This is a genomic window from Aquirufa sp. TARAVU-A1A (genome assembly GCF_054558675.1).
Genome location: NZ_JBPXKP010000002.1, coordinates 332667 through 349592 on the forward strand (window position 1 = coordinate 332667; position 16926 = coordinate 349592).

Genomic DNA, 16926 nt, shown 5'->3' on the forward strand with positions numbered 1-16926 from the left:
ATTATTCGCTTTTTTGCTTCACCCAACGATATAAAGAAGGGATCAACAAAGGTGCAAAAATCAAGGTGCTGGTTAATCCGCCGATGATTACAGTCGCCAATGGGCGTTGCACATCTGAACCAATACCAGAAGAAGTTGCAGCTGGAATTAAACCCAAAATCGCCACAATCAATACCGATAATAATGAACGCATCTGTTGGGTTGATACGAGAGCCACTTCGTCCAAATTTCCATTTCGATTGAATGCCGAAACCAGAATAACACCCGCCATGACCGAAATACCAAATATGGAGACGAAACCAACACCAGCAGAAACATTGAAGTAATAACCTCTTAATAATAAAGCAATGATCCCTCCAGCCAAAGCGAAGAAAATACAACTTGCCGTAATTAAGGTATCCGTCAATTGATTATATAACATGTAAAGAAATGCGAAAACAAGTAATAGCGTCAGCGGAATACTAATTAACAATTGTTTACCGGCACGTTCCAAATTCTCATATTGCCCTCCTAATACGATTTCATACCCCTTGGGAATCTTAATGCTCCCGGCTATTTTTTGATTCAATTCCTTTACAAATCCCCCTTGATCACGACCTTCAATATTTGTTCGAACTGTGATCATACGCTTATTATTATAGCGATAAATATTCGTTTGCCCTTCCACAAAACTCACTTCGGCTAATTGATCCATCGGGATCAGTGTACCATTTACTGAAGGAACTAATAACTGTTTAATTTCATCGATATTATTCCGATACTGGGGCAAATAGCGAATGATAATATCATAACGTTTGGTTCCATCATATAAGGTGGAAAGATTTTTACCGCCTATCGCAGCTTCGATCATGTTTTGAATATCAGAAATATTGATTCCATAACGAGCTGCATTCTCCCGATTGATTTTGATCGCTAATTGTTCCTGCGTCCCTTCTTGTTCGATATTAACGGATTCACTACCTGGCATTGCACGAATAATCGTGGCAATACTGTCAGCTTTGGCTCGCATCATATGTAAATCTTCCCCGACGATTGAAACGGCCAAATCCGCAGCACTACCTGTAACAATCTCCATCACCTGGTCAATAATAGGCTGACCTGAAGAGAAACGAACACTGGGCAAAGCAACGGCTAAATCATATTTAATTTTTGAAACCAATTCCTTCTTCGTGATGGTCTTACTCCACAAATTATAATCTTTCAAGCCCACCAGAATCTCATTCCGATTAGCTGGAAAAGGATCTGTTCCATCATCATTTCTTCCCGTTTGGGTAATGACATAAGCGATTTGGGGATACTTGGCAATCACCGAACGAATCGTCGGCGCATATTTGGCATTCTCCTGAATCGTAATTCCCGCAGGGAAATTTCCCCGAAGGAAAATAGAGCCCTCATCGAGTTCAGGCAAAAACTCGGTACCCATAAAATAAGCAGACGACAAGAGCAAAAGCACAAGCGAAAAACCGATGAGCACTGTAGCTTTAAAGCGAGCAATCAACCAATCACTTGCTTTTTGATAAACTCGCTCAACCCACTCCAACACGATATTTTTGCGTTCTTTGACCGCTGGCGCCCCTTCGTTAAAATAACGACCATAGACAAATGAGATTAAAATGGGAACGACAGTTAATGCAGCCAATAATGAACCAACCACAGCAAATGCCAATGTCAACGCCATAGGAGAAAACAATTTACCTTCCACGCGAGTCATCATCAAAATAGGCATGTAGGCCAAAATGATAATCGTAACCGAGAAGAAAATTTCACGGCTCACCTCTTTGGCAGCATCAAGCGTCACCTCAATCACTCCTTTTTGCTTGTCTTCGGGATTCATTTTCCGGTAATGCCGGATGACATGTTCAACCATCACACAGGCTCCATCCACAATAATTCCAAAATCAATCGCCCCTAGTGAAAGTAAATTGGCCGGAATTCCAGTCAAACGCATTAAAATAAATGCAAAAAGTAATGAAAAGGGGATTGTTAATGCCACGACCAAAGCACTCCTTGCACTACCGAGGAAGAAAACCAATATAATAATGACGATGCTTATCCCTTCGAAAAGTGTATGTCCTACCGTTTCCAACGAATGATCGATTAAAAAACTCCGATCATACAAGGTTTTAATTTTAACTCCAGCTGGTAATTCACGCGTTTCTAATTCAGCAATTCGCTCCTTCAGTTTCACAAGTGCCTCACTGGGATTTTCATATCGTCTTAATAAAACAATTCCTTCTACTCCATTAGACGACTCACTATGATTCGCCTTAATTTGATAACCCAAAACGCCACTCGGCGGAGGAGGTGCCATTTCCACACTCGCGACATCACTGACAAAAATAGGAACGCCATTTTCCGACTTCAACACGATGTTTTTAATATCTTCATCTGTTTTAATCGCACCTAAACCACGTACGGCAAAACCCTGCCCACCTCGTTCGATTAAATTTCCGCCAGTATTTTGGTTATTGGCATTTACGGCCTCCTCGACATCGGAAATCGTTATGTTGTATTTACGAAGTTTGTCGGGATATGTTAATATCTGATATTGCTTTAAGGGGCCTCCAAAAGTAACAACGTCAGCAACACCATCCGTTTGAAGCAAATAAGGCTTAATCACCCAATCTTGTAAATCCCGAATTTGTGTAGGCGTATATTCAAAAGGCGCCTCTACAACATAGCGAAAAATTTCACCTACAGCCGTAGACAAAGGGGCTAATTCAGGACTGACACCATCCGGCAAATCCACTGAACTTAAGCGTTCCAATACTTGTTGGCGCGCAAAATAATCATCTGTCCCATCCTTAAAAGTCAGTTGGACTACGGATAATCCGAAGATTGTCCGACTGCGTCGATCGAGTACATTAGGCGTATTTTGCAAAGCGCGTTCGATGGGAACAGTTACTTGTTGTTCCACTTCTTCAGAAGCACGTCCGTCGTATTTGGCAACGATGATAACGTTCGTATCTGCAATATCTGGATAAGCCTCTATTTTGAGTTGCGTAAAGCAAAAATATCCAATGCCCATCAGCGCCAAACTCATGATGAGCATGAGCCAGCGGTTATGTAACGAAAACTGTAGCAGACGATTGATCATAATGGGTGGGCTTAATATCCGAAACTCAAACCTTTTAATTGAATGACACCGGAAGTAGCAATTTCATCGTCTACTTGAATGCCGCTTAAAATAATCACACGATTCCCGATTTGATGCCCGATTTGAACTTCTTTACGTTCGAAGGACAAGGGTCCTGATTTCTTGAAAACATAGGATTTCCCTTGAATGGTTACGAGCGAATATTTATCAATCGTCATGTGGTTCCCTTCTTTTAAACCAAATGAAATCATCGCAAACATACCAGCCTTCATTTCGGCATTGGGATTTTTCATTCGAATACGCAATTTGACCATGCGCGTCGCATTATCAACCACCTCAGCGACATCATCAATTAAACCTACAAACTTTTTATCTTGAAAAGCAGTAAACTGAATTTGACAAGTACTCCCCTCCTTCATGTTAGAAAATTGATTTTCAGGAATATCACAAGTCAGGTATACTGAACCAACGGGTGCATTTCTTAACACTTCTGGATGAAATCCTGCCGCCTCTAAAATGGCTTCATGCTCTAAAATGGCTGCCTTTTCATTTGACAAATTACTTTGTTCCGTAGATAAACCTGTTTGAGCATTCAATAAATCTTGTGCTGTCGAAGCACCATGTGCGAGCAAATCTTTGTAGCGAGCAACTTCCACTATTTTTTGTTGGATATTCACTTGTTGAATCCGCTTAATATTAATTTGATGCTGAATCAATTGCGTGAAGTTTCCCGAAAGTTCGGGATTATCAAATAAAATAATCGGTTGAGATGCGCCAGCATGTGAAGCTACAACGGTAGCAACAATTTTACCGGGGGCGACAAAATCAGCAACTATATTTTTTTGCTCCACTTGGGATACATGGAAAAATTCTATGCTTTTCGCATCCGAAAAGATAACTTCAGCCCCACCGTTTTTAACCGTGGTTTCTGGCATTTTATCATTTTGTGCTGCTTCTTTTTTCTCGCAAGAAATCAAAGACCAACAAAATACACTTAAGATTAATGCAATTCTCATTCGCTCGCTAGTTGGTTTATTTTACCCGTGGTAAATAAAAGTTGTATGTAGTTTTGTTTGTAGGCAAGTAGGATATCGTTGTATTGATGCTGGTTATCAAGCCAGCTTCTTTCGGCTTCTAAAAAGTCTATGATTGTTGTCCCACCCTTCAAATAGGCATATTTTACATTAGACAATATTTGTTTAGATTTATTCAACATTTCGCTAATGTGTGTAAGATTCTGCTGCTGACTTTTTAAACGTTGTACGGAAACAATAATTTCAGTTTTAATTTGCTCGGCTAAACCCGCAGCTTCGGCGGCATATTGCTCCTTTTGAATAATTGACTTTTGGATATCCCCTTGATTTTTATTGAAAAATGGAAGTGGCATCGTCGCATACAAACCAAAATAAGGAATTGAATTTTGGGGATTCCAAATAAACCCTAATTCAGGTTTGGGGATAGCTAAACTTTTTTGAAGTTTTACATTCGATGCAGCCGCATCAATCGTAGATTGAACGGTTAAGTAATCCCCACGATTCACAAAGGCAAACTGGATTAAGCTATCCAAATTTTCCGTCGAAAAATGAATAAAATCATCCTTTAGATCTACTTGGACGGGGTGATCGCTACCGAGCAAATTTTTCAGTTCAATACATTTGCTCGCTTCCTCTTTTTGAATGGATTGTTGCTGAATTAAATACGAATTGGCTAATAGCTCTGCTCGTAACAAATCTGTTTCCGTGATGACTTGATTCTTTAGACGTAATTTATTTATCAAAACCAGGCTATCTATATTTGATTTAGCCTCCATGACGATTTTGCCTTGTTTGCGTAAAGTCCAGATTTCCAACCACTTATTAGCAACATCAAAATATAAATTCCGCTCGTATTCGATGAGATTTTTCTCCGCGATATTTACATTTTTTTTGGCAAATTCGATTTTATTTTCGCGTTGACCTCCGACTTGAAATTGCTTGGTAAACTGCCACCAAACCTGCCGGTTTGCATTCTGATACCAGAACGAATTTGCAGGCATGTGCGTCGCGCTCATGAGCTGGAGACTTTGATTATTCAGCGTCGGATTTAATTTTAGCTGCGCTGTTATCACATCAGCTTGCGCTTGATCAATGTTTCGACGTTCGGACTTTAAAAGTAAATTCGATTGTTTGGCTGTGGCTAAAGCTTTTTGCAGACTAAATTCCTGCTGAGCCCAGCAAAGTTGGGATAGCAAGCAAAAAAAGCTTAGGTAATATTTAGTAGTGGTTTGTTTCACGATTTACTCGTTTGAATGGCAAATAGACTCAAAAATAATGATATAAATTGAAAAGAATAGACCAAATGACCTATTCTGGTGTTCATTATACGGGGTAGTCGGTAATTAATTCAACATTCGAATGCAACCAAAGAAATGAAGCCGGGCAATCCGTCGTAATTTGTTGGGTCAAAATTTGCTGCAAAGCCGCTTCTTTTCCCTTACCGGTTACCAAAAAAATGATTTTTTTAGTTTGTAGAATACCTTGCATTCCTACACACCAACCGAATGCAGGTTCAGCACCTTGGGATAAAGCTGGATCATGTTGAATGGTTGATTCTGCCAAAATCGCTTTGTGAAAACCCGCTTGTAAATAGGCTGCAGGTTCATTGAATGCTATATGACCATTTTTCCCAAGGCCTAGAATACAAATATCCATGGGGCTATTCGCTTGAATGTAAGATTCAATGCGTTGGATTTCACTTTCAGATTCCGCTGTATTTGGATCAAAACTTACATAGCGCTCTACGGGGATATTCAAGGGGCCTAGCAAGTGCTTTTGAAGGTAAGATTCGCAGGAGTCCGGGTGATGGGATGGAATTATTCCCCACTCATCCATTTTAATGACCCGCATCTGTTTGAACAAATCCTTTTCTTTTTGCATTTCCGCATACATACCCGTGGGAGACCCTCCGGTAGCGGCACAAAATAACAAATCTGGCTTTTTTTGAACTTCTTTTATGACGATGTCTGCAGCTAAAGCGCTTAATGCTTGATAATTGGCAACGCGTGTTATTCTCATTTCGAATTGTTTTCACTAAAATAACAGAATAGCCAAGATATAACAACGGATTATCAGTTTTCTGATATTTAATACCAATACATTTCACTATTTTGCATCATAATCTAGTTCTAATAAAATATGTTCGCACACCCAATCGCTCAAGCGATGAAGGGAAAATTGGCTATATCGCTGTTTTTCCTTGTCATCTCCTATGCAGCTACAGCCCAACAATGGAGTATTCAAGCGGGTACAAATCTGACCAGCTTTGATTTTAAAAATAATGCAGGGAATACGTTAACAGGCATTAAAGCTGGCTCAGGCAATATTTATTCGATTCAATATCAGCGTAAATTAGTAGACACCTCAGCACTCCTACTTAAATCAAGCCCAAAGGTTATTTATTTTAATCAGCACCCAGCGTTGGCGAAGTTGTTAGGGAATTTCAACTGGGGTGTGGAATTAAATCTCAACCAATATAATGCTGTGGGCGATGCAGCAAATGTAGCCTACAGCTACCAAACTGACTATATTGGCATTAGTCCATCCATTCAATTCACGCAAAAACTTTATCGAGGCTTGAGTATTCAGGCAACGGGTTTAGTTCAGATAACCCAGATTATTCATGGTAATCAATGGGTAAATAATCGATTCATGGATTTAAAAGATGATGTCCAATTTAATGGCATCCTAGGTTTAGGAGGATATCAAATTGGTCTCCAACAATCCATATCGGAAATCATACGAATTTCGATGGCTTATCGTCAGGCATCAAGTTTATCTAGTAAGGAAGCACAAGGAACACACTTATCCATACAAGCTTCGAGTATCGTATTTGGCATTACCATTCAACCACTAAGAAAATAATTCCGATGAAAAAGTATCTATTCATTTTACTTTGTTTTCAAATTGCCTTTTTGAGCAATGCCCAAACAAAAGGCATTCAATATCAGGCAGTTATTCAAGACCCTAGCCCCTATCAAATTCCAGGAACATTTATTCAAGGTCAAGCGCTTCAGAATAAGTCGGTCACCATTCGATTTACATTAAAATCGAATAATTTGATCGATTACGAGGAATTACACGAGACACAGACGGACGAATTTGGCTTGATTAACTTAACAATAGGTAGAGGCAAAAAATCTTCAGGAACTAATTTTGATCAATTAGTCTGGAGTGGGCAAAATAAAATACTCGTTGTTTCTGTCAAAATCGACGGTCAAGCGAATTTCCTTGAAGTGAGCAATCAGACGCTTTTATACAGTCCATACGCGCTTTATGCTGAAGCGGTCGAATACAAAAATGTAACCAATGCCCCCAAAGATGTTTCTCACTTTACCAATGATGTGGGATATCTCGTATCAAATGATTTGAAGCCATTAGAGAAAAAGATTGCAGATAATCAAACCGAAAATTTAAATACGTTTAACTTAATCAAGAATCAGCAAATAGCGCTTGAAACAAAGCTTAATGAACAGGGAAAACAACTGAATGAAACGGTCCAAATGACTCAGAATTTGAGTGCACGTATAGACCAACAAAATAATCAAATCAATCAGAACCAAACGACGCTAATTAATCAAATTAATAGTTTAGGTGGATCTTTTGAATCCTTAGGAAACAAGTCGGCCGCTACAGATTTAGGTAATACAAATCCGAGTAATCAATTGTACCCAAGCCAGCGTGCTGTCAAAACTTATGTTGACCAGGTGATTTCGACCGTCACGGTATCAGGCACACCGGATGCTACGAACTTAGCAGCGGGAAAAATAAAATTAGCAGGTGATTTGGGTGGTACAGCTAGTAACCCTACGGTACCTGGCTTAGCTTTAAAAGAAGATTTAAGTAATAAAACCTTAAGCATTCCAGCAGACGGAACTTCCGACCTAAAATACCCAAGTGCACGAGCTGTTAAAACATATGTTGACCAAGCCACACAAGGCATAGCATTGAGTGCCGACTTAAACGCCAAAGCAGATAAAATTTCCCCTGTTTTTTCAGGAACGCCATCACTTCCTACAGGTACTGTTGGGGTATTGCAAGGTGTGGGGACCAATACAAATCAATTGGCCACTACATCATTTGTCCAACAAGAATTATCATCGGCATCCATCAATTATGCGACCAAAGAAGATCTATCAAACAAATCAACTTCCACAGCCTTAGGGACAAGTAATACCTTATATCCAACCCAAAATGCGGTTAAGACCTATGTAGATAATCGATTTGGAGCAGTCGTGATTCAAGATGCAAGCTTAACAGACAAGGGAATTGTTCGTTTAGGCGGTGATTTAGCAGCTGGAACGAGTACCGCGGACAATCCTATTATTCGGGATAATGCCATAAGTACCAATAAAGTGGCAGATGCAGCCATTACCGATGTAAAAATCGCTGGTATTTCGGGAGGAAAAGTTAGTGGTAATATCGCAGGAGAAGCATCGAATGTATCAGGCACTGTTTTAACCACCCACGGCGGTACGGGCGTCGCAGGAACCTTGAACGGCTATGTGAAAGGTTTTGGAACATCTGCGATGCAAGCTGTTTCGTCGATACCTGTTGCAGACGTTACAGGGGCAGAAGCGGTGGCCAACAAAAGTACGAATATTGATTTAGATGCTCCATCCAATACCAAATACCCGAGTGTATCTGCGGTAAAGACCTATGTTGATACTCAAATTGCACAGGGAACGATCCCTGATGCGACAACGAGTGTTTATGGTAAAATCAAATTAGGTGGTGATTTAGCAGGAACAGGTTCAACTGCAGGAACACCCGTGATTTCCGACAATAGTATTAATAGCAATAAAATTGCGGATTTAGCCGTAACGAATTCCAAAATTGTGGGTGTTAACGGAAGCAAAGTCGCAGGTAGTATTCCTGGGAATTCAGAGAATGTGAATGGCATTATTAACACAACACATGGAGGAACAGGGGCAAATGGCACCTTAACGGGCTATATCAAAGGAAATGGAATCGCTGCGATGACAAGTAATACGACAATTCCTGTTGCCGATGTAACGGGAGCAGAACTAAGTACGAATAAATCTACGGCAACCGACTTAGGTAATTCGACACCAAGCGATCAATCCTATCCAAGTCAAAAAGCTGTTAAAAGCTATGTAGATGCTTCTGTGGCCGGGAGTGTTGGAACAGCAACGCAAAGCGCATTAAATCTAAAAGAAAACACAGCAAATAAATCGGATGGCAGTATTGATGCAAATAGTTCGATAGAATTCCCTACACAACATGCAGTTAAAATTTATGTCGAGAATAAATTAGCCAATCAAACCATTTCATTGGCTAATTTTCAGTCCATTAATCCTGATAAACTAATAGGAAATTTTGGAGTGACGACTGCGACGCCATCTGAAATCTCAACTTCTGGAACGGGAAGTGTAGTTCGAACAAACGGATCGACGCTTAGTAATGTACTTTTAAATGGAACGATCAGCGGAAATGCCATAGTTGCTACGACCAATGGTGGTTTAGGGACCGCTAGCTTAACATCCGGATATGTAAAAGCAGGAAATCCATTTTCTACGGTATCATCGATACCCGTTAGTGATGTGACAGGTGCAGTTCAAAAAGTCAATGGTTCACTTCCTGATGCCAATGGTAACATCGCACTTCGTTTTGGAACGACCTACACAGGAATATTTAATAATAGAAATTTCGCACCTGTGGTAAGTTCACCGATCAACAGTGATGTTTATATCGTTTCAAATGACCCTACCACAACGAATAATGGACGTACCTTCATATACGACGGCAGTAATTGGCAAGAAATTACAACAAATCAAGCAGCTTTGGAATCCAAATATGTACAATTGACAGGATCAACCATGAGTGGGAATTTATCATTTCCTACAGGAACAAAAATTCAACTATCCGATGCCCCATCTGCTTCCACGGATGTTGCGAATAAGGCATATGTAGATATTCAAATGGCAGCAAGCACAACTCCTGATGCTACAAGTATTGTAATAGGAAAAATTCGTTTAGCTGGCGATTTAGGAGGTTCTAGTTCAACAGCTTCTAATCCAATCATTTCGAATGGGGCAATTAACAATGTGAAACTTGCTTCAGGTTCTGTATCAGATGACAAAATAACAGGAACAATATCCGGAGCAAAAGGAGGGACAGGTGTAAATAATACTGGCAAAACGATTACGTTGGGGGGAAATTTAACAACAACGGGATCAAATGCTTTGACTTTCAATACGATTGGAACAACGAGTGTTTCATTGCCGATGAGTGGAACGTTAGCAACGTTAACTGGAACTGAAGCCTTGACAAATAAAAGTATTAATGGCTTACAAATGACGAGTAGTTTATCTGGATTTACGATCGCTGGAGGAACAACAAGTAAGACGTTAACAGTAGCAAACGATGCAACAGTATCTGGGACAAATACAGGCGATCAAACGATTACGTTAACTGGCGACTTGACAGGATCGGGTACGGGAGTAATTGCCACTACATTGGCAAACACGAATGTCGTTGCAGCAGTCTATGGCGGAAATGCTTTGATTCCACAAATTACGGTTGATTCCAAAGGTCGAATTACCAATGTATCAGAGATTCCATTGTCTAATACTACATTGGCAGGAACCATTTTAAATGATGGGAAAGTACTCATTGGAAATAGTAGCAACGCAGCCGTCGAAAGGAATCTTTCAGGTGACGTAACCATGAACAATACTGGTGTTACGACGATTGGAAATTCAAAAATCACCAATGGCATGCTGGCTGGTAATATTGACCTAAGCACGAAAGTAAGTAATACGCTACCCATCGCCAATGGGGGAACAGGTACCTCAAGTTTAACAAGCAATGCCCTGATGGTCGGTGGAGCAAGCATTGGATTTATTGCACCGGGAGCTTCAGGATATGTTCTGAGCTCAAATGGTACAAGCTGGTCGGCAAATGCCATCAGCAGCTTAGGCGTTGCGACGTCCGTTGGCAGTATAAATTCAAGTTCCTCTGCAAATGGCATGACACTTTTGGGAGGAGAATTAAAATTAAGCCCAGCGGATGCAAGTAATCCAGGCATATTAACTGCAGGAACGCAAACATTGGGCGGGGCAAAAACGTTTGCGCAAGACTTACAAATTAATCACCTGATGATAGGAAACGGGGGTGGTGGACTTGATGCAAATACATTAATAGGGAAAAGTGCTTTTTTAAGCAACACGACTGGATCGAACAATACGGCAATAGGTTATCAGAGCCTTACTGCTAATACGAGTGGAACAAACAACACGGCGATTGGGGCAGGTACTTTAAGCTTAAATACTACGGGAATTGGTAATACAGCGATCGGTCAAGGATCTGGCGTCAGTAGCGGTAATTTAAGTAATACGATTGCTATTGGAGCTGGCGCTGTGGTTAACTCAGACAATACCATTCAATTGGGGAATACGAGCATAAGTCGAATTAATACATCTGGAGCAATAAACGCAGGGAGTATCCAAAACACCCCCATCGGCTCTACGACTCCCTCGACCGGTGCTTTTACGAGTTTGAAAACGACAGGGACAAATATCAGTCAAGTCGTGCTGACAGATGCAAATAATTTATTGGTTTCAGCGTCAAATCTACCCGTAAGTTTGGGTGGAACGGGCGTGTCAACGATAGCATCGAATGGTGTTATGATTGGAAATGGAACCGGAGGAATTAATACAATTGTACCGACTGCCAGTGGACAGGTGTTGACATGGAATGGAACCGCTTGGGCAGCTATTATTCCTAGTGCTGTTTCGGTGGGAATCGTGGGGACTAGCAATGCCAATGGATTATCGATCACCAATAATGTATTGAGCTTAAGTCCCGCTGATGCCAATAATCCGGGAATTGTCACCACTGGAACTCAAATTTTTGGCGGAGCAAAAACCTTTGCTAGCATCACGAGTTCAGGCAACTTGAGTGTAGGCGGAAACTTAACAAATACCGCATTAACAGCTAGTAAAGTTGTATTCACGGATGCGTCAAAAAACCTAAGCACGAATGGCACTGTCGGGGTTTCTCAAGGAGGTACGGGGACAACAAACTTCACGAATGGAGGCCTAATTGTGGGTGCGGGAACCTCCGCCCTATCCAGCATTAACCCGGGAACTGATGGACAAATCCTCGTTTCACGCTTAGGCGTTTGGAATGTGGAGAGCGCATCTCCAACGGTTACTTTGGGAACGGTGAATGTAAGTTCTACGGCAAAAGGTTTAACGATAACAGCAGGAGGTGAAATCAGTTTAAGTCCTGCCGATGCGACGAATGCGGGTATTATAACAACTGCCGCACAGACTTTTGCTGGAGCTAAAACCTTTGCTAGCATTATTAACTCAGGAAACCTCAGTGTGGCTGGCAATCTGACAAACTCGACCTTGACAGCATCTAAAGTCGTGTTTTCGGATGCTTCCAAAGTCTTAAGTTCAATAGGGACTGTTGGGGTTGATCAAGGGGGTACGGGTGCCAATACATTTACAAGTGGTGGAATTATTGTGGGCAATGGTACATCTGCTCTTTCGACAATCAACCCAGGAACAAACGGCCAGATCCTAGTTTCACGCTTAGGCGTTTGGAATGTGGAGAACGCATCTCCAACGGTTACCTTAGGAACGGTGAATGTAAGTTCTACGGCAAAAGGTTTAACGATAACAGCAGGAGGTGAAATCAGTTTAAGTCCTGCCGATGCGACTAATGCGGGTATTATAACTACTGCCGCTCAGACTTTTGCTGGAGCTAAAACCTTTGCTAGCATTATTAACTCAGGAAACCTCAGTGTGGCAGGTAACCTAACAAACTCGTCCTTGACGGCATCAAAAGTTGTGTTTTCGGATGCTTTCAAAGTCTTAAGTTCAACAGGGACTGTTGGGGTTGATCAAGGGGGTACGGGATTAACTTCTATTCCGCTGAACGGAGTTGTTATTGGTAATGGAACGAGTTCAATCAATACCATCGTCCCTACTTCCAGCGGTCAAGTATTAACATGGAATGGAACAACTTGGGCTGCGACTGCCCCTACTTCTATTTCGGTGGGTTCCGTGGGGACAAGTACGATCAATGGCTTAACTATCAGTAATAATGTATTAAGTCTTAGCCCTGCAGATGCCACAAATCCGGGGATCGTGACTATTGGAGCCCAGACATTTGCGGGTGCCAAAACATTTGCAAGTATAACTAACTCTGGAAACCTCAGTGTGGCTGGTAATCTGACAAACTCGACCTTGACAGCATCTAAAGTCGTGTTTTCGGATGCCTCGAAGAATCTAAGTTCAACCGGAACCGTTGGGGTTGATCAAGGGGGTACAGGTGCGTCAACTTTGAGTAGTGGTGCATTGTTAGTTGGAAATGGAACCGGAGCTATCACCACACTAGCACCTAGTACAGCTGGGTATGTACTAAAAGTCGTAGGTTCAAGCTGGACGGTCAGCACCCCAGACCGCGATGAAAGTGATCAGTTTACTGCTACCGCAGGACAAACAACTTTTACCTTAACTCAAACTCCCGTTTCAAATTCAAAGGTGAAAATGTTTATAAATGGCATTCGGATTGATAAAAATGCATATACACTTTCTAGCAATACAATTACATATGTCCCAGCATCCAACAGCAGTTTTACTTTGGAGGCAGGAGATAGAATTCAATTTGACTATGCATACTAAACTATTTATCTATTTATTGATGACAGCCAGCGTTTGCTTAGGTCAAATGACTGCGACACCTAGCGGTAGGAGATCAACCGTAAGAAGTGAGTTTATCAACCGTGCGGGAAAAAAAAGCACTTTGGATGGAGTTTATACAACAGGTAAACTGAATATTTTACCTCCATGTACCAATTTGCTTGTCAATCATATTACGAGTAGAGGCGTTGCACCCGTAGCCAAAACGGTCACATACAACCTCGCCTATTCAACCATAACAGGGACAAATAAATGTTGGCTCCTTCAAAACCTTGGAGCCACAAACCCACCTGCGACCGCAACAGATAATACGGAAGCATCTGCTGGTTGGTATTGGCAGTTTGCAAGTAAAGTAGGTTACCGGTATACGACATCCAGAACACCGTCAACAACTTATCCGAACAGAACTTTATTAAATGTCGATTGGTCTCCCACGGAGGATCCCTGCACGATTGAGTTGGGGTCTGGTTGGCGAATTCCCACTTATGCAGAATGGCAAGCCGTAGAACTCGTTACTTCAAATCTAAATGCCCTATTTAACTCTGCTTTACAAATGCATGCGGCAGGATACTTATCAACTGGGGGAGCCATCACAGAAAGGGGGTCAACTGTCCATTATTGGTCAAGCGTTTCATATTCAACAACGCACGCCAGAGCCTATGTTATCCCAACTTTAAACGGAGCCTCTACGACCTCAACAAATGATAAAGATGCAGGATTTAGTGTTCGTTGTATTCGAGACTAAAATCATTTTTTGTCTGAGCGGAAAAGCTTAATTTAGCAAGATGAAGGCAAACGCATTATTCATTTTGGCTGGAATAAGTTTATTCGCTTGTTCAAAAAAGAAAGAAAGTATAAACCCAACTCGTGGAAACATTACTGAATCCATTTATGCATCAGGGACTGTAAAATCGGTGGATCAATACCAAGCTTACGTTTCCGTCAGCGGCATCATCGAAGAAATTTTCGTAAAAGAAGGTCAGATTGTTGACGTAGGGACTCCCCTACTTCGCGTATCCAATGAAACGCAGCGATACAATTTGGAAAATGCAACGTTGGCAGCCAATTTCAACGATGCGGCTAATAACCAAGGAAAACTCATCGAAGCAGAGGCACTCGTGCAGACAGCCAAGGCAAAGCTAAAACTAGATTCAAGCCTCTATGCTCGACAAAAAGCATTATGGACACAGCAAGTAGGTACGCGAGTTGAATTCGAACAAAAAGAGCTCAACTACCAAAGTTCTAAGGCCAATTTCCTTTCAGCCAACCAGCGATTTAAAGATCTGAAACGCCAAATCAATTTTAGTTCAGCGCAGTCCAAAAAAAATGTTCAAATCTCCGCAAGACAATCGGATGATTTCATTTTGAAAAGCAAAGTCAAAGGAAGCATCCTAAGTCTACTGAAAGAAAAAGGAGAACTGGTTAGCCCGCAAACTCCCATTGCAACCTTAGGAAATACGCAAAATTTCAAATTGGAAATGCAAGTGGATGAACATGACATCTTCAAAGTAAAATTGGGCCAAAAAGTTGCCATCACTTTTGATGCCTATAAAAATGAATATTTTGAAGCAAAAGTGACCAAAATCGCATCCATCATGAACGAGCGAAATAAAACTTTTCTAATTGAAGCTGAATTCACGAAAGCTCCACAAAAACTATACCCCAATGTGACATTTGAAGCAAATATTATTCTAAAGTCAAGAAATAATGTGCTCATATTACCTCGAAATTACATCAAAAATGACTCAATCATTACCTTAGCAGATGGGAATAAACGAGTTGTCAAATTAGGGTTGACTGATTTCCAAAAAGCAGAAATTTTAAGCGGATTGAAGCCTAGCGATCAAGTGATTAAACCAGAATAATGAATATCAAACTAATCATTCAGGTATCCATTTCACTTCTATTAGCTAGATGGAAACAAACTTTGGTGGCAGCCGTAGGGGTTACTTTTAGTATCGCGATGTTTGTGACGCTCCTAGGTTTCATGAATGGCCTAAATGATTTATTGGATGGCTTGATTATGAATCGAACAGCCCATATTCGCCTCTATCACGACATTAACGTTTCCAAAACCCAACCCATCGATTTACTTTCCCCGAAAACCAAGAACTTCGTTCATTCTGTCAAGCCTAAAAACCAACGCCTTGAAATTTACAACAGTGGCCAAATTATGCAGGCTATTAAACGCGACGAGCGTGTACTTGGCGTTGCTCCCAAAATTAACGCACAGGTATTTTATAATGTTGGGAGTGTTGATTTGACAGGTGTCATTAACGGTATTGACCCCGATGAAGAAAACAGATTATTCATGTTTTCTGATTACGTAACATCAGGCAATTATTTGGATTTAAAAAACATTCCCAACAGCATTATATTAGGAAAAGGAGTCGCAGATAAAATGGCCGCGAATCTAGGAGATGTGGTTCAGGTCACAACCAGCAAAGGCGAACGAATGCAATTAAAAGTTGTAGGATTTTTCCAATCTGGCCTTCAAGATTTAGATCGCGTCCAAAGTTATTGCTCCATTAACACAACCCAAAAACTTCTCGGTGTTTCCAATAATTATATCACGGATATTCAAGTCAAACTAAAAGATATCTTACAAGCACCTTCCATGGCAAAGGAATATCAACGCTATTACGAAACGGATGCGATTGATATCCAACAAGCAAATTCGCAGTTCGAAACAGGAAGTTCTGTGAGAACTATCATTTCCTATGCCGTTGGTGTAACCTTATTGATCGTAGCCGGTTTCGGGATTTACAATATTCTGAACATGATGATTTATGAAAAAATGGATTCCATTGCCATCATGAAGGCCATCGGTTTTTCTGGAAATGATGTAAACATGATTTTCATCTTCATTGCGTTAAGTATCGGGATTTTTGGTGGAGCAATGGGTTTACTTGTAGGATTTGGCATATCGAATATTATCGATAACATTCCTTTTAATACGGAATCTTTACCAACAATTAAAACCTTTCCAGTCAATTACAACCCCATTTTTTACATCATTGCCTCTATATTTTCCATCGTTACGACCTATTTCGCGGGTTATTTCCCATCCAGAAAAGCGAGCAAAATAGATCCTGTTATCATCATCCGCGGCAAATAA

The 16926-nt window shown here is 40.9% G+C and carries 9 protein-coding genes; 5 read left to right on the forward strand and 4 right to left on the reverse strand.

The features are described from left to right. Position 1: 1 nt before the first annotated feature. From V7S75_RS04125 to V7S75_RS04140, 4 genes are all read right to left on the reverse strand, one after another. Entirely contained in the window at positions 2-3097 is a 3096-nt protein-coding gene (locus V7S75_RS04125) for an efflux RND transporter permease subunit (protein WP_459511616.1), read from the reverse strand. 11 nt (positions 3098-3108) lie between these two features. Next, positions 3109-4113: an efflux RND transporter periplasmic adaptor subunit gene (locus V7S75_RS04130; RefSeq protein WP_459511618.1), complete on the reverse strand. Its 1005-nt coding sequence runs from the start codon at positions 4111-4113 to the stop codon at positions 3109-3111. After that, complete coding sequence (locus V7S75_RS04135) at positions 4110-5369, reverse strand: TolC family protein (protein WP_459511620.1); 1260 nt, start codon at positions 5367-5369, stop codon at positions 4110-4112. The genes V7S75_RS04130 and V7S75_RS04135 overlap by 4 nt, the downstream gene beginning before the upstream one ends. Before the next feature lie 85 nt (positions 5370-5454). Next, on the reverse strand, positions 5455-6150 hold the full coding sequence (locus tag V7S75_RS04140) for a 6-phosphogluconolactonase (protein WP_459511622.1): 696 nt from the start codon (positions 6148-6150) through the stop codon (positions 5455-5457). 120 nt (positions 6151-6270) lie between these two features. Between V7S75_RS04140 and V7S75_RS04145 the strand changes: the two genes are divergently transcribed. Genes V7S75_RS04145 through V7S75_RS04165 form a run of 5 tightly spaced genes read left to right on the forward strand, consistent with a single transcriptional unit; the run spans position 6271 to position 16926 of the window. Further along, the gene (locus V7S75_RS04145) at positions 6271-6996 is read left to right on the forward strand and encodes a hypothetical protein (protein ID WP_459511623.1); all 726 of its coding nucleotides are present in this window, start codon (positions 6271-6273) and stop codon (positions 6994-6996) included. Between the two features lie 5 nt (positions 6997-7001). Continuing rightward, entirely contained in the window at positions 7002-13790 is a 6789-nt protein-coding gene (locus V7S75_RS04150; protein ID WP_459511625.1) for a beta strand repeat-containing protein, read from the forward strand. Further along, positions 13780-14553, forward strand: coding sequence for a fibrobacter succinogenes major paralogous domain-containing protein (locus V7S75_RS04155; protein ID WP_459511626.1), 774 nt, complete (start codon positions 13780-13782; stop codon positions 14551-14553). Before V7S75_RS04150 ends, V7S75_RS04155 begins: the two co-directional genes overlap by 11 nt. A 40-nt stretch (positions 14554-14593) precedes the next feature. After that, entirely contained in the window at positions 14594-15673 is a 1080-nt protein-coding gene (locus tag V7S75_RS04160; RefSeq protein ID WP_459511628.1) for an efflux RND transporter periplasmic adaptor subunit, read from the forward strand. Next, positions 15673-16926, forward strand: a complete 1254-nt coding sequence (locus V7S75_RS04165; protein ID WP_459511631.1) for an ABC transporter permease — start codon at positions 15673-15675, stop codon at positions 16924-16926. Before V7S75_RS04160 ends, V7S75_RS04165 begins: the two co-directional genes overlap by 1 nt.

Bases quoted from the DNA above. Each gene is read 5' to 3' on its own strand.
- V7S75_RS04160 (WP_459511628.1), top strand. From the start codon at position 14,594: ATGAAGGCAAACGCATTATTCATTTTGGCTGGAATAAGTTTATTCGCT.
- V7S75_RS04155 (WP_459511626.1), top strand. From the start codon at position 13,780: ATGCATACTAAACTATTTATCTATTTATTGATGACAGCCAGCGTTTGC.
- V7S75_RS04150 (WP_459511625.1), top strand. From the start codon at position 7,002: ATGAAAAAGTATCTATTCATTTTACTTTGTTTTCAAATTGCCTTTTTG.
- V7S75_RS04165 (WP_459511631.1), top strand. From the start codon at position 15,673: ATGAATATCAAACTAATCATTCAGGTATCCATTTCACTTCTATTAGCT.
- V7S75_RS04145 (WP_459511623.1), top strand. From the start codon at position 6,271: ATGTTCGCACACCCAATCGCTCAAGCGATGAAGGGAAAATTGGCTATA.
- V7S75_RS04125 (WP_459511616.1), bottom strand. From the start codon at position 3,097: ATGATCAATCGTCTGCTACAGTTTTCGTTACATAACCGCTGGCTCATG.
- V7S75_RS04140 (WP_459511622.1), bottom strand. From the start codon at position 6,150: ATGAGAATAACACGCGTTGCCAATTATCAAGCATTAAGCGCTTTAGCT.
- V7S75_RS04130 (WP_459511618.1), bottom strand. From the start codon at position 4,113: ATGAGAATTGCATTAATCTTAAGTGTATTTTGTTGGTCTTTGATTTCT.